General features: G+C 74.5%; 11 protein-coding genes. 6 read left to right on the top strand and 5 right to left on the bottom strand.

The window, feature by feature from the left end:
* Positions 1-20 precede the first annotated feature (20 nt).
* Positions 21-1,598 carry a long-chain-fatty-acid--CoA ligase gene (locus FE634_RS06005; protein ID WP_137294101.1) on the bottom strand — a complete coding sequence of 526 codons (1,578 nt, stop codon included), beginning with the start codon at positions 1,596-1,598 and terminating at the stop codon, positions 21-23.
* Between the two features lie 124 nt (positions 1,599-1,722).
* Between FE634_RS06005 and FE634_RS06000 the strand changes: the two genes are divergently transcribed.
* Positions 1,723-3,033 carry a S1C family serine protease gene (locus FE634_RS06000; RefSeq protein ID WP_148240423.1) on the top strand — a complete coding sequence of 437 codons (1,311 nt, stop codon included), beginning with the start codon at positions 1,723-1,725 and terminating at the stop codon, positions 3,031-3,033.
* 108 nt (positions 3,034-3,141) lie between these two features.
* Here FE634_RS06000 and FE634_RS05995 read toward each other — a convergent pair whose 3' ends face one another.
* The 4 genes from FE634_RS05995 to FE634_RS05980 all read right to left on the bottom strand — a co-directional run bounded on the left by FE634_RS05995 (position 3,142) and on the right by FE634_RS05980 (position 8,232).
* Complete coding sequence (locus tag FE634_RS05995; RefSeq protein ID WP_138875362.1) at positions 3,142-4,164, bottom strand: GNAT family N-acetyltransferase; 1,023 nt, start codon at positions 4,162-4,164, stop codon at positions 3,142-3,144.
* Entirely contained in the window at positions 4,161-5,876 is a 1,716-nt protein-coding gene (locus tag FE634_RS05990; RefSeq protein ID WP_148240422.1) for an ABC-F family ATP-binding cassette domain-containing protein, read from the bottom strand. The genes FE634_RS05995 and FE634_RS05990 overlap by 4 nt, the downstream gene beginning before the upstream one ends.
* 55 nt (positions 5,877-5,931) lie before the next feature.
* On the bottom strand, positions 5,932-7,572 hold the full coding sequence (locus tag FE634_RS05985) for a hypothetical protein (RefSeq protein ID WP_148240421.1): 1,641 nt from the start codon (positions 7,570-7,572) through the stop codon (positions 5,932-5,934).
* Between the two features lie 111 nt (positions 7,573-7,683).
* On the bottom strand, positions 7,684-8,232 hold the full coding sequence (locus FE634_RS05980) for a SigE family RNA polymerase sigma factor (RefSeq protein WP_246060715.1): 549 nt from the start codon (positions 8,230-8,232) through the stop codon (positions 7,684-7,686).
* Positions 8,233-8,385: 153 nt separating this feature from the next.
* Here FE634_RS05980 and FE634_RS05975 point away from each other — a divergent pair, with 153 nt between their 5' ends.
* The 5 genes from FE634_RS05975 (at position 8,386) to FE634_RS05955 (ending at position 13,572) form a co-directional block, all read left to right on the top strand.
* Complete coding sequence (locus FE634_RS05975) at positions 8,386-9,336, top strand: aminoglycoside phosphotransferase family protein (RefSeq protein ID WP_138875359.1); 951 nt, start codon at positions 8,386-8,388, stop codon at positions 9,334-9,336.
* 352 nt (positions 9,337-9,688) lie between these two features.
* Positions 9,689-10,837 carry an acyl-CoA dehydrogenase family protein gene (locus FE634_RS05970; protein ID WP_148240420.1) on the top strand — a complete coding sequence of 383 codons (1,149 nt, stop codon included), beginning with the start codon at positions 9,689-9,691 and terminating at the stop codon, positions 10,835-10,837.
* Positions 10,838-10,849: 12 nt separating this feature from the next.
* Positions 10,850-12,004: an acyl-CoA dehydrogenase family protein gene (locus FE634_RS05965; protein ID WP_138875358.1), complete on the top strand. Its 1,155-nt coding sequence runs from the start codon at positions 10,850-10,852 to the stop codon at positions 12,002-12,004.
* A 10-nt stretch (positions 12,005-12,014) separates the two neighbouring features.
* Positions 12,015-12,767 (top strand): SDR family oxidoreductase, encoded by a 753-nt coding sequence (locus FE634_RS05960; RefSeq protein WP_138875357.1) that lies wholly within the window; start codon positions 12,015-12,017, stop codon positions 12,765-12,767.
* Positions 12,768-12,780: 13 nt separating this feature from the next.
* Positions 12,781-13,572, top strand: a complete 792-nt coding sequence (locus tag FE634_RS05955) for an SDR family oxidoreductase (RefSeq protein WP_138875356.1) — start codon at positions 12,781-12,783, stop codon at positions 13,570-13,572.
* Positions 13,573-13,606 lie beyond the last annotated feature (34 nt).

Below are 13,606 nucleotides of genomic sequence, written 5' to 3'. Positions count from 1 at the left end.
CCTCCCCCTCTCGGGGATCCTCAGTTGACCTGGCGCTCGCGGTCGGCCCAGTAGGGCTTGCGCAGGTCGCGCTTGAGGATCTTGCCGGTCGGGTTGCGCGGCAGCGGGCCGGTGATGTCGACCGAGCGGGGGCACTTGAACGCCGCCAGGTGCTCGCGGCAGAAGGCGATCAGCTCGGCCTCGGTCGCGCTGGCGCCCTCGTGGAGCGACACGACCGCCTTGACCGACTCACCCCAGGTGTCGTCGGGGATCCCGATGATCGCGACCTCCATCACGGCGGGGTGCTCGGCCAGGACCCGCTCCACCTCGGGCGAGTAGATGTTCTCGCCGCCGCTGATGATCATGTCCTTGAGCCGGTCCTGCACGAAGACGTAGCCGTCGGCGTCCACCCTGCCGAGGTCGCCGGTGCGGAACCAGCCGTCCTCGGTGATGACCTGGGCGGTCTCCTCGGGCTTGCCGAGGTAGCCCTGGAAGACCTGCGGCGTGCGCAGCCACAGCTCGCCGTGCTCGCCGGGGGCGACGTCCTCGAGCGTGCCGGGGTCGACGACCTTCACCTCGACGCCGGGGATCGGCCGGCCCGCCGAGACCAGCCGCTCGGGGTGCCCGTCGGCCACGGCGGTGCGGTGGTCCTCCGACGACAGCTGGGTCGCGACGCCGCCGACCTCGGTCAGCCCGTAGACCTGGAGGAAGTCGGTGTCGGGCCAGGCCTCCATCGCGGCGCGCAGCAGCGGCGGCGGCATCGGGGCGGCCCCGTAGGTGTAGGTCCGGAGCGCACCGAACAGCTTCACGGCGTCCGGCCCGGACTGGAGCACCTGCGCGAGCACGGCCGGCACGAGGAAGGTCCGGTTGGCGCCGGCGAGGATCGCCCCGGCCAGGGAGGCGCCGTCGGGGTCGCGGGTCATCACGCTCGGGACGCCGTCGTTGATCGGGAACAGGACGTAGGAGGACCCGCCGACGTGGAAGAGCGGCATCGACACCATGCACTTGTCGCCCGGCTCGAAGCGCCAGCCGTCGTGGGCGTTGCGGGTGTGGCTGACCATGTTGCGGTGGCTGAGCAGGACGCCCTTGGGCCGGCCGGTCGTGCCGGAGGAGTACATGACCAGGCAGGTGTCCTCGGGCGTGACGTCGGGCTGGCGCGACACCGGGGTCGCGCCGGCCAGCCACGCCTCGTACTCGTCGTCGACGCCGTCCGGGGTCACCTCGATGATCCGCTCGACCCTCGTCAGCCGGTCGCGGATCCTCTCGATGGTGGGCATCAGCTCGGTGCCGACGAACAGCACCCGGGCGCCGCAGTCGTTGAGCGCGTAGTCGACCTCGTCGCCGGCCGAGCGCCAGTTGACGATCGCGTTGGCCGCGCCGAGCGAGGCCGCCCCGAGCGAGGTCTCCACGCAGGCCGGGTGGTTCTTGTCGAGGAACGCGACGACGTCGCCGCGGCCGATCCCGTGGGCCCGCAGGCCGCCGGCGTTGCGGCGGACGCGGTCGTCCCACTCGCGCCAGGTGAAGGTGCGCGACAGGTAGGTCACCGCCTCGGCGTCCGGGGTCTCGGTGGCCCAGTGGGCGATGCGGTCGTCGACGAACTGCGGCTCGGGAGCGCTCATGGCGCGATCATGGCGGGGCGGGTGTGAGCCGCGCCACAAGCGGGCGCCGATTCGAGACAGCTTCTTCCCTCTCCCCCAGCAGCGTCTCAGCGCAGTCACAGGAGCGCGGAGCAACCTCGAGAGCATGAACGACACGCCCTCCCGCCCCGAGCACCCGGGTTTCGACGACTACCGCGACGTCCCGCCCCCGCCGCCGCCGTACCGGCCGGACGCCGTCCCCAGCCCCTTCGGCACCCAGGCCCTGCCGGTGCAGGCGCCCGCCCACCCCGGGAGCCCCGGCCGTCCGTCGGCGGATCCGCCCGGACGCGGGCGCAAGGGCTTCGCGGCCGCCGTCGTGGCGGCCGCCCTCGTCGTGGGCGGCGGCGCCGGGCTCGGTGGCGCGGCGGCCTACGACGCCCTCGCCGGTGACGGCGACGCCACCGGTGGCGGCTACGCCTCCTCGGTCGGCACCAGCCAGGTCGTCAGCAGCCCGGACGAGCCGGCCGCCGACGGCAGCGTCGAGCAGGTGGCCGCGGCGGTGCTGCCGTCGGTGGTCAAGCTCGACGTCTCCGGGGCGAGCGAGTCCGGCTCGGGTTCGGGGATCATCCTCAGCTCCGACGGGCTGATCCTCACCAACGACCACGTCGCCTCGGTCGCGGGCGACGGCGGGAGCATCACCGTGTCGTTCTCCGACGGCAGCCACGCACGGGCCACCATCGTGGGCACCGACCCGCTGACCGACACCGCGCTCGTGCAGGCCGAGGACGTCGACGGGCTCACCCCCGCGACGATCGGCGAGTCGGGCCAGGTCGACGTCGGCGAGCAGGTCGTCGCGATCGGGTCGCCCTACGGCCTCGACGCCACGGTCACCTCGGGCATCGTCAGCGCCCTCGACCGACCGGTCGACGTCGGCTCCGACGAGCAGGGCAACGCCACGGTCTACCCGGCGATCCAGACCGACGCCGCGATCAACCCCGGCAACAGCGGCGGACCGCTGGTCGACCTGGCCGGCCACGTCATCGGCATCAACTCCTCCATCAGGTCCACGGCGTCCGCGGGCGGCGAGGCGGGCTCGATCGGCCTCGGCTTCGCGATCCCGATCGACGAGGTGCTCCCGGTCATCGACCAGATGAAGGCCGGCGAGACGCCCACCCACGCCCGGATCGGCGTCTCCGTGCAGGACGTCGCCGCCACGCCCGGCTCGCAGGCCGGCGCCGCCGTCGTCGACGGCGCGCAGATCTCCCAGATCAGCGACGGCTCGGCCGCCGGGCAGGCCGGCCTCCAGGACGGCGACGTCATCACCAAGGTCGACGACACCGCCGTCACCGGCTCCGACTCGCTCATCGCGACCGTGCGGTCCTACCGCCCCGGCGACCAGGTGACGATCACCTACCTGCGCGACGGCAAGGAGCAGACGGTCGACCTGACCCTCGACTCCGACGCCGGCACCTCCTGACCTGGCCCCGTCCGTGCAATTGCCGCGATCGGCTCGACTTCCCGGCCGCGAGCTGGCCGATTCGCGGCAATTGCACGGAACCAGGGGCCCGGTGCGACCGCGCCACGGCTAGGTCAGGCGCTTCTGGAACTCGCCCATGCGGGAGACGGGGCGGAACCCCATCCGGTCGTTGACGCCGATCATGTGGTCGTTGACCTCGGCGTTCCAGGTGGAGACGCGGACGACGTCGGGGCGCTCGGCCTCGAGGAGGCGGTGGTTGGCGACCTTCACCGCCGTGCCCAGCCGGTGACCGCGGTGGTCGCGGTGCACCAGGGTGCCCCACTGGAAGGCCGTGGTGGAGCGGCCGTGGACGATCATCGAGTAGGCGACCACGGTGCCGGCCGCGTCGAGGGCGACGGTGTGGAACGACGTCCGGCCCTGCCGGGCGACGTTGGCCTCGATCTGGCGCAGCAGCGCCACGTCGACGTCGGGGTCCTCGACCTCGATGTCGCCGGTGGGCGCCTCGGTCGCCAGGCTCGCGTCGAGGACCAGCCAGCCCTCGGCCAGCTCGTCGGGGACGTCGCCGACCCACGACCGGAGCTCGTAGCCGCGGTGGTGCGGCGCGGCCTCGGCGGCGAGCGCGTCGAGCAGGACGGCGTCGGCGGGCACGTCGAGCCAGCGCTGCACGTCGCTGAGCCCGAGCGCGAAACCCGCCGCCCGGGCGAAGGCGACGTCGCGCGACCCCGTGCCGTCGGTGCCGTGCTCGTGGCGCCAGGGCACCTCGGCGTCGAGCAGCGACCGGCCGGCGGCGACCGCGGCCGCCTCGACGTGCTCGAGCATCGTGCGCCCGTGCCCGCGGCGCTGGTGGGCCGGCGCGACGGCGACCTCGACGAAGGCCTTGGTCAGGTTGTCGCGCTGCGGCAGCACGAGGACCCCGACGGCGACGACCTCGCCGCCGGCCCGCCCGACGTAGCCGACCCGCTCCTTGCCGTCGGACGGCTCCTGCCACTGCACCCGGGTCTCGGCGAGGTCGTAGACCTGCGCGGCGGCCACGCCCACGGCGTCCTCGAGGGCCGCGGCGCGGGTCGCGTGCCACAGCGCGAACGTCGCGTCGTCGAACGGGTCGAGCCGCGCGACCTCGAGCCCGCTCACCGGGCGCGCTCCACGCGGCCCTCGTCCCACACCGGGCCGTCGGACTCGTAGACCTCCCCGTCGGAGCCGTAGACCAGGAACCGGTCGAAGCCGCGCGCGAACCACCGGTCGTGGGTGACGGCGAGGACGGTGCCGTCGAAGGCGTCGAGCCCCTCCTCCAGCGCCTCGGCCGACTGGACGTCGAGGTTGTCGGTCGGCTCGTCGAGCAGCAGGAGGGTGGCGCCGGACAGCTCGAGCAGCAGGATCTGGAACCGGGCCTGCTGGCCGCCGCTGAGCGTCTCGAACCGCTGCTCGGCCTGCGCGCTGAGCTCGTAGCGGTCGAGCACCCGGCTGGCCTGCTCGCGGCCCATCCCCATCCGCCCGGCCATCCGGCCGTCGGCGTCGACGCGGCCACCCTCGCCCCGGTGCAGGATCTCCACGAGGGTCCGTCCGACCAGCTCCGGGTGCTCGTGGGTCTGCACGAACCAGCCCGGGCGCACGCGGGCGCCGAGCTTGGCGGTCCCGCGGTGCGGCACCGCCTTGATGTCGACGTCGCCGACCGGCTGGTGCTCGACGTCCGGGTCGCTGCCCCCGATCGCCAGCAGGCGCAGGAAGTGCGACTTGCCGGACCCGTTGGAGCCCAGGACGGCGACCCGCTCGCCGTACCAGACCTCCAGGTCGAAGGGGCGCATCAGACCGGTGAGCTCGAGGTCGGTGCAGACCACGGCCCGCTTGCCGGTGCGTCCACCCTTGAGCCGCATGGAGACCTGCTGCTCGCGCGGCTGCTCGACCGGCGGTCCGGCCTCCTCGAACTTGCGCAGCCGGGTCTGGGCGGCCTTGTACTGGCTCGCCATGCCGTCGTTGTACTCGGACTTGATCTTCAGCCGCAGCACCAGCGCCTTGATCTTCGCGTGCTCCTCGTCCCACCGCTTGCGCATCTCCTCGAAGCGCTCGAAGCGGTCCTTGCGGGCCGCGTGGTAGCTCGCGAAGCCGCCGACGTGGGTCCACACCAGGTTGCCGGCGTGGCCGAGCTCGACGGTGACGACCCGGGTCGCGGTGTTGTCGAGCAGCTCGCGGTCGTGGCTGATGAACAGGATGGTCTTGTCGGAGGCGCGGATCTTCGACTCGAGCCACACCTTGCCGGGGACGTCGAGGTAGTTGTCGGGCTCGTCGAGCAGGAGCACCTCGTCGGGCCCGGCCAGCAGGTACTCCAGCACCAGGCGCTTCTGCTCGCCCCCGGACAGCGTGCGCAGCTCGCGGTACTTCGCGCGGTCGTAGGGGACGCCGAGCGCCTTGATCGTGCAGACGTCCCACGTGACCTCGAGGTCGTAGCCCCCGGCGTCGGCGTACTCGTGGAGCGCCTCGGCGTAGCGCATCTGGGACTTCTCGTCGTCGGTCTCCATCAGCGCGAGCTCGCACCGGTCGACGTGCGCGGCGGCGGCGCGGATGCGCGGCGGGCTCACGCTCAGCAGCAGCTCGGAGACGGTCGGCTCGGCCGAGAGCCCCTGCTTGACGTCCTGGCGCATCACGCCGAGGCCGCCGGTGCGGGTGACCGCGCCGGCGTGCGGCTGCAGGTCGCCGGTGATGATCTTGAGCAGCGTGGTCTTGCCGGCGCCGTTGGCCCCGACCAGCGCGACCTTGGCCCCCTCGCCCACCCGGAACGAGACGTCCTCGAGCAGCACCCGCCCGTCGGGCAGCTCGAACCGGACTCCACTGACGTCGACGTGTCCCACGACGGAGCATTGTCCGTCATGGCGCGCGCCGGGCGCACCCCGATATCGCCCCGGGTCAGGTGGGGGTGGCCGAGTCGAGCACCCGCTGCGCGGTCGCCTCGTCGGGCGCGCGGACGACGACCACCGCGTCGCCGAGCCGCCGGTAGCCGCAGTAGCCGACGTCGCAGGGGCGCAGGCCCGGTCCCTCGGCCGCGTCGAACGTTCCCGCTGCGTGGCCGGAGACGCCGGGGACCTCGCGGCAGTCGGCCCCGCCGTCCGCGGGACCCCACTGCGGCGCGGCCGCGGCGAGTCCGGAGCAGCCGGGCGGGGAGGCCCAGTCGCCGGGCAGCTCGACGAGGACGTCGCCGAGGACGGCCACCCGCCACGGGTCGGGTCGCCCGGACCGGTCGGTCGGGCGGATCGAGGCGACGACGAGGTCGGCCAGGGCCTGGGTCGGGGCGGTGACGGTGACGACGCGGTCGACGCAGTAGCCGGCCCGCCAGGTCCCGTCACCCTCCGGCCGGGCCGGAGTCGTGTCCGCGGCGCAGTCGGGGTAACCGGCCGACACGTCGATCCGGACGCCGGCGCCGACCGGCACGTCGGCGACGAGGGTCGCGTCCACGTCGGCGGTCCGCCACCCGTCCACGGGCGGTGCCGGCTCCCCCGCCGGTCGTGCCGAGGCCAGGATCCGGCGCGTCGTCGCGGCGTCGGTGACCTGGAGACGCACCACCTGGCCCGCGACGGCGGCGTCACCGTCGTGGTGGGGGCCGGCGGCGCCGAGCGCAGCGGCGGACCCGATCCGGAGTCCGGTCGTCGCGTCGCAGGGGTGGAGGCCCGAGGTCTGCGGTCGCGGGAGCCCGACCTCGAACCCCGCGGTGTCGGACGGGCAGGTCGTGCGGTCGAGCTCGCGCCAGTCGGCCGGCACGTCGACCGCGACGCCGGCGTGCTCGACGGTCCGCCACGGCGCCTCGACCCCGTCGTCGGCCACCTCGAGCGGCGTCCGCGGCCAGGTGCCGCCGTCGACGACCTCCCGGTCGCCGAGGGGCTGCTCGAGGTCGAGGGCGACCGGGACGCTCGGGTTGCCCTCGCACGTGTGGGCCTCGTCGTCGCCCCGGGAGGTGAGGGTGACGACGACGCGGTCGGCGGTCTCGACGACCACCGGGTCCGACAGGTACGGCCGCGGGTCGCGCCCGCTGGTGCACTGCCGCTCCGTGGCCAGCACCACCGGCCGGTCGGTGGTGGGGTCGACGCCGCCACCCGGCGCCGCGAGGTCCACCTGCCACCGGCCCGGCGGCGTCACGACCGCGAGCCGACAGTCGCCGCCGCCCGCGGGCCTCAGGGCGCCGTCGTCGGCGCGGGTGAGCCGGACCGTCTCGGCGCGACGCGACGGTCCGCTCGCCGCGGACCAGGCGCCGGTCCCGATCGTGACGCCGTCGTCGTCGGCGGCCAGGACGATCCACCGCGACACGTCCGGGCTGTCGATGCCGAGCTGCGCGGGCAACGCCTCGACGGCCGCACGCACCTCGGGGTCGGCGGCGACCTCGGGGAGGCCGCCGTCCATGACCGACACCGGCCAGGAGCCGACGCCGCAGGTCACCAGGGGCTCCGCCGTCCGATCCGCGGGCGGGGGGCCGGCCGACGGGTCGTCGCGCAGCGACGCCACGACCGCCACCGGCACCGTGCCGGCGAGCACCGCCGCGACCGCACCGACCGCCACCCGGCGACGGCGCCGGACCCGCGCACGGCGCGGGCGGCGGCGGCCAGGCCGCCGGCGTGCGGTGCCCCCTCGGCGCCCTCGGCGAGGGCGTCGGCCAGCCGGTCCTCGAAGTCACCCACGGTTCTCCTCCCCGGTCGCCGGACCCAGCTCCGCGCGCAGGACGGCGAGCCCGCGGGAGACCCGCGAGCGCACCGACCCCTCGCGGACGCCGGTGAGCGCGGCGATCTCGGCGTACTCGAGCTGCTCGTAGAAGCGCAGGACGACGGCGGTGCGCTGGTCCTCCGGCAGGGCGCGGCACGCGAGCCAGATGCGACGGCGCTCGTCGTGCTCGACGCCCGGCTCGTCGAGGACCGCGCGGTCGGCGACGTCGGCGACCCGCTCGACCGGCGACACGCGGCGGCGCCAGGCCCGCCAGCGCGAGGTGTGGGCGTTGACGACCATCCGGCGCAGGTAGGCGTCGACGTCCTCGACCCGGCGGATCCGCTCCCACCGCGGGAGGGCGCGCGACAGCGCCTCCTGGACGACGTCCTCGGCGTCGGCCGCGTCGCCGGTCAGCGTGTGGGCCAGCCGGAGCAGGGCCGGGCCGCGCGCGGCGACCCACGCGTCGAAGTCCGGCACCCCCACTGCCGCCTCCTCGCGCACCCGGTCGACCGTCGTCACGCATCTTCAACGCTCGAGGCCCGGTTCGTGTTGCGACGCACGCGGCGGACGTACGCATTCGTCGTCCGGGTGCCGCCCGCGCCGCTTCTGTGTACGTCCGACGGCGACAACCCGGTTGCCGACCCCGGGCCGGACCGCCCAGGCTGGCTGCCCGTGAGCGAGACGGCCTGGACCGACCCCGACTGGCTGGCGACGGCGCACGGCTGGATCGACGAGCGGCTCGGCGCGCTGGGCCGGCACCGCACCGGCGCGATCGAGCAGCCGCACGTCCGCTCGTGGGGCACCGTGCTCCGGGTGCCGACCGACGGCGGCACGCTGTGGTTCAAGGCCACCGAGCCGGCGCTGCAGCACGAGGCGGCGGTGCACACCATCCTCGCCGCGCGGTCCCCGGAGCGGGTGCCGCCGCTGCTCGCCGCCGACCTCGACCGCGGCTGGCTGCTCGCCGCGGACGCCGGGCGCCGGCTGCGGGAGGTCGTCGCGGAGGAGCGCAGCCTGGTCCGCTGGCACGACGCGCTCGACGGCTACGCCCGCGTGCAGCTCGCCTCCCGGGCCGACGTGCCGGCGCTGCTCGCCACCGGGATGCCGCACCACCGCCTCGACGACCTCGCCGCCGGGTACGCCGACCTGGTCGGGCGCCTCGGCGACGACGTCGTCGAGCCCCGCCTGCGCGACGCCGCGGACCGGGTCGGGCCGATGGTCGACCGGCTGGCGTCGTACGGCATCGAGGAGACCGTCCAGCACGACGATCTCCACGACGGCCAGGTCTTCGTGGCCCCCGACGGCGCGCCGGGCGCTCGGCACCGGCTGCTCGACTGGGGCGACGCCTGCGTCTCGCACCCGTTCCTCAGCCTCGCCGTCACGCTGCTCGGCGTGGTCGCGTGGGGCGTCGACGACGAGCCCGGGTCCGAGGACGTCGCGCCCTACCGCGACACCTACCTGGCGCCGTTCGCCGCGGCCCTCGGCACGTCGGTGGCCGCCCTCGCCGACGCCGCCGACCTCGGAGCCCGCCTGGGCTGGGCGAGCCGCGCGGTCAACGGCCACGTCGACGCCGACCCCGCCAGCACCGTGAGCCGGCTACGGATGTACGCCGACGGCCGGCCCTGAGCTGGCCGCCCGAGCCCGCGAGGGAAGTCGGCTCGACGGAGGTTAAGCGAGCGGCGCGACCGAGGAACGAGGTCGCGGCCCGCGTGACGAAACCCCTGGCCCGCCGAGGCCGGACCGACGACGGGGCGGGTTGGCAGCGCAGGGCCGGACGTTTCGTCGGCGCTCGCCGGGGCTCGCTTGCTCAACGTCCGGGGTGGGCACACGTTTCGTCGGCGCTCGCCGGGGCTCGCTTGCTCAACGTCCGGGGTGGGCGCGGTCTGCTGCCCGGGGCCGGTGGCGCGGTCTTGCTACTGGCGAGTTAGATGGGTGTGACCGCGCGCACCACCCGTCGATGTCGCAGGAGGCACCCCGCATGCAGCTCGCACTGACCGAGGACGACCAGGCGTTCCGGGAGGAGATGCGCACGTTCTTCACCACGACGTTCCCGGAGGAGATCCGGCGCACCGTCGAGGAGGGGCGCGAGCTCACCCGGGAGCAGATCGTCGAGAGCCAGCAGGCGCTGAACGCCGCGGGCCTCGCCGTCCCGCACTGGCCCGAGGAGTGGGGCGGCCGCGGCTGGAGCGAGCTCAAGCGCCACATCTGGCACGAGGAGATGCAGGCGGCGTCCGTGCCGGTCCCGCTCGCCTTCAACGCCAGCATGATCGGCCCGGTCATCGCGCAGTTCGGCACCCAGGAGCAGAAGGAGAAGTTCCTGCCGAAGACCGCGAACCTCGACATCTGGTGGAGCCAGGGCTTCTCCGAGCCCGACGCCGGCTCCGACCTCGCCGGGCTGCGCACCACCGCCGTCCTCGACGGTGACGACTGGGTCGTCAACGGCCAGAAGACCTGGACGACGCTCGGGCAGTACGGCGACTGGATCTTCACCCTGGTGCGCACCGACCCCGAGGTGAAGAAGCAGGCCGGCATCTCGATGCTGCTCATCGACATGACCAGCCCGGGCGTCGAGGTCCGGCCGATCGAGCTCATCGACGGCGGCCACGAGGTCAACGAGGTCTGGTTCACCGACGTCCGGGTCCCCGGCGAGAACCTCGTCGGGGAGGTCAACAGCGGCTGGACGCAGGCCAAGTTCCTGCTCGGCAACGAGCGGGTCGGCGTCGCACCGGTGGGCGCCACCAAGCGCGTCCTGGCCCGCGCCAAGGAGCTCGGCGCGAGCATCCTCGCCGACGACCCGCTGCTGCGCGCCCGCGTCGTCGAGCTGGAGAACGAGCTGCTCGCCCTCGAGCTCACCGCCCTCCGCGTCGCCGCGCACTCCGCCGGCGCCGAGCCGCACCCGGCGTCCTCGGTGCTCAAGCTCAAGGGCACCGAGCTGCAGCAGGCCGTCAGCGAGCTGGTCGTCGACCTCGGCGGGCCGGCCACCCTCGCCAGCGGCGAGGGCGACGCGACGCTCGAGTGGTACCGGCGCTCGACGCCGACGTACCTCAACCTCCGCAAGGCGTCGATCTACGGCGGGTCCAACGAGATCCAGCGCCAGATCATCAGCCGCAACATCCTGGGTCTCTGAGAGAGGGCTGACATGGACTTCACCTACGACGACGAGCAGACCGCCCTCCGCGACGCCGTGCGCGGCCTGGTGGGCAAGGCCTACGCCGACTACGAGCAGCGCCGGCGCGCCACCAAGGAGGACCCCGGCTTCGACGAGAAGCTGTGGACCCAGATGGCCGAGATGGGCCTGCTGGGCCTGCCCTTCAGCGAGGACGACGGCGGCGTCGGCGCCGGGCCGGTCGAGATCGGCATCGTGTGCCGCGAGCTCGGCCGGGTGCTCGCGCCCGAGCCGTACCTCTCCTCGGTGGTGCTGGCCGGCGGACTCGTCTCCGCGGTCGGCACGCCCGAGCAGCGCCAGGAGCTCCTCGGCGCCCTGTCCGGCGGCGAGAGCGTGCTGGCCTTCGCCCACGACGAGCCCGGCCACCGCTGGAGCGCCGAGGCGCACGACGTCACCGCCGACGCCTCCGGCGCCCTGACCGGCACCAAGGACGGCGTCCTGCACGGCGCCCGCGCCGACGTGCTGGTCGTCAGCGCCGTCCTCCCCGACGGCGGCACCGGGCTCTTCCTCGTGACCGGCGACGCGCTGGCCTCGGTCGAGCGCTCCGGCTACCCGACCTTCGACGGCGGGCGCGCGGCCCGGATCACCTTCGACGCCACGGCCGCGACGCCGCTCGGCGCGGCGGCGGCCGACGTCACCACGAGCATCGCCACGGTGCAGGACATCACCCGGATCATGGCCGCCAACGAGGCGCTCGGCGCGATGCAGACCCAGCTGCGGGCGACCACGGAGTACCTGAAGAGCCGCAAGCAGTTCGGCGTCACGCTCAACACCTTCCAGGCGCTGACGTTCCGGGCGGCCGACATGTACACCAGCGTCGAGCTGACCCACAGCATGGTCGACTGGGCCACGATGGTCGTCGCGGCCGGCGACCCCGCGCAGGTCGCGGACGCCGCCGCCCGCGCCGGACTGCAGGTCAGCCGGGCCGGCCGGCACGTCGGTCAGGAGGCGATCCAGCTGCACGGTGGCATCGCCATGACCGCGGAGTACAACGTGGGCACCTTCACCGCCCACCTGACCGCGCTCGACCACCTCCTCGGCGACGCCGGTCACCACCTGCGCGCCCTCGACGCGAGGCTCGGCGACCACGGCGTCATCGACCCGCTCGACCGGGCGGCGACGGCGTGAGGGACCGGTCGTGAGGGGGCTGGCCGGCCGGACCGCGATCGTCACCGGCGCGAGCCGGGGCATCGGCCTCGGCGTCGCGCGGCGCCTGGTCGAGGAGGGAGCGCGGGTCGTGATCACCGCCCGCAAGCCCGAGGCGCTGGCCGAGGCCGTGGAGTCGCTCGGCGGGCCGGAGCACGCGCTCGGCGTCCCGGGCAACGCCGCCGACGCCGAGCACCGGCGCGAGACGGTCGCGGCGGCGATCGCGACGTTCGGCAGCGTCGACCTGCTGGTCAACAACACCGGCATCAACCCGGCCTTCGGCCTGCTGATGGACCTCGACCTCGACGCCGCCCGCAAGATCATGGACGTCAACGTCGTCGCCGCCCTCGGCTGGACCCAGGAGGTCCACCGCGGCTGGATGAAGGCGCACGGCGGCTCGGTGGTCAACGTGTCGTCGCTCTCCGGCGTGCGTCCGGCGCCGTTCATCGCGATGTACGGCGCCAGCAAGGCCGCGCTCGTCAGCCTCACCGAGACCCTCGCCCAGGAGCTCGGCCCCGGCATCCGGGTCAACGCCGTCGCCCCGGCGGTGGTGAAGACGAGGTTCGCCGAGGCGCTCTACGTCGGCCGCGAGGAGGAGGCGTCGGCGGCCTACCCGCTCAAGCGGCTCGGCGAGCCCGACGACATCGGCTCGCTGGTGGCCTTCCTGCTCTCCGACGAGGCGTCCTGGCTGACCGGTCAGACGGTCGTCGCCGACGGCGGCATCGCCCTCCAGGGCCAGCACTGATGGGCCAGCGCTGATGGGCCACGAGAAGCTCGAGGGTCGCGGCGTCGTCGTCACCGGGGCCGCCGGCGGCATCGGTCGCGCGCTGGCCGCCCGCCTGGTCGCCGAGGGGGCCCGCGTCGTGGTCAACGACGTCGACGCCGACCAGCTGGCCGGCACCGCGGCGGAGATCGGGGCGATCGCCGTCGCGGGCGACGCCGCGTCCGCCGACGGCGTCGAGGCGTTGGTCGCCACCGCGACCCACGCGCTCGGCCGGATCGACGTCTACTGCGCCAACGCCGGCATCGACCGCACCACGGCCGACCCCCTCCAGCTGCCGGACGCCGAGTGGGCCCGGATGCTCGAGGTCAACGTGATGGGCCACGTCCGCGCCGCGCGGGCGATCGTCCCGTCGTGGCTCGACGACGGGCGCGGCGGCCGGTTCGTGGTCACCGCCTCGGCGGCCGGCCTGCTCACGATGATCGGCGCGGCGGCGTACTCGACGACCAAGCACGCCGCCGTCGGCTTCGCCGAGTGGCTCTCGGTCACCTACGGCGACCGGGGCGTCACCGTGCAGGCGATCTGCCCGCAGGGCGTGCAGACCGCGATGCTCGACCAGGCCGGCCCGCTCAAGGACCTGCTGTCGCACGACGAGGCGCTGGCGCCCGAGTCCGTCGCCGCCGCGTGGGTCGACTCCCTCGACGACGACCGGTTCCTCGTGCTCCCCCACCCCGAGGTGGGTGGCTACTACGCCGCCCGCGCCGCCGACACCGACCGGTGGCTGGCGGGCATGCGCCGACTGCAGACGAAGGTCGACGGGCTCGGCTGATGGCGGCGTCGGCGCGGGAGTTTCACCGCTTGAG

Origin of the sequence: Nocardioides sp. S-1144 (assembly GCF_005954645.2) — a bacterium.
Classification (GTDB): Bacteria; Actinomycetota; Actinomycetes; order Propionibacteriales; family Nocardioidaceae; genus Nocardioides; species Nocardioides dongxiaopingii.
Note: the sequence above shows the minus strand (reverse complement) of the source record. Positions and strands in the feature narration are given on the sequence as shown.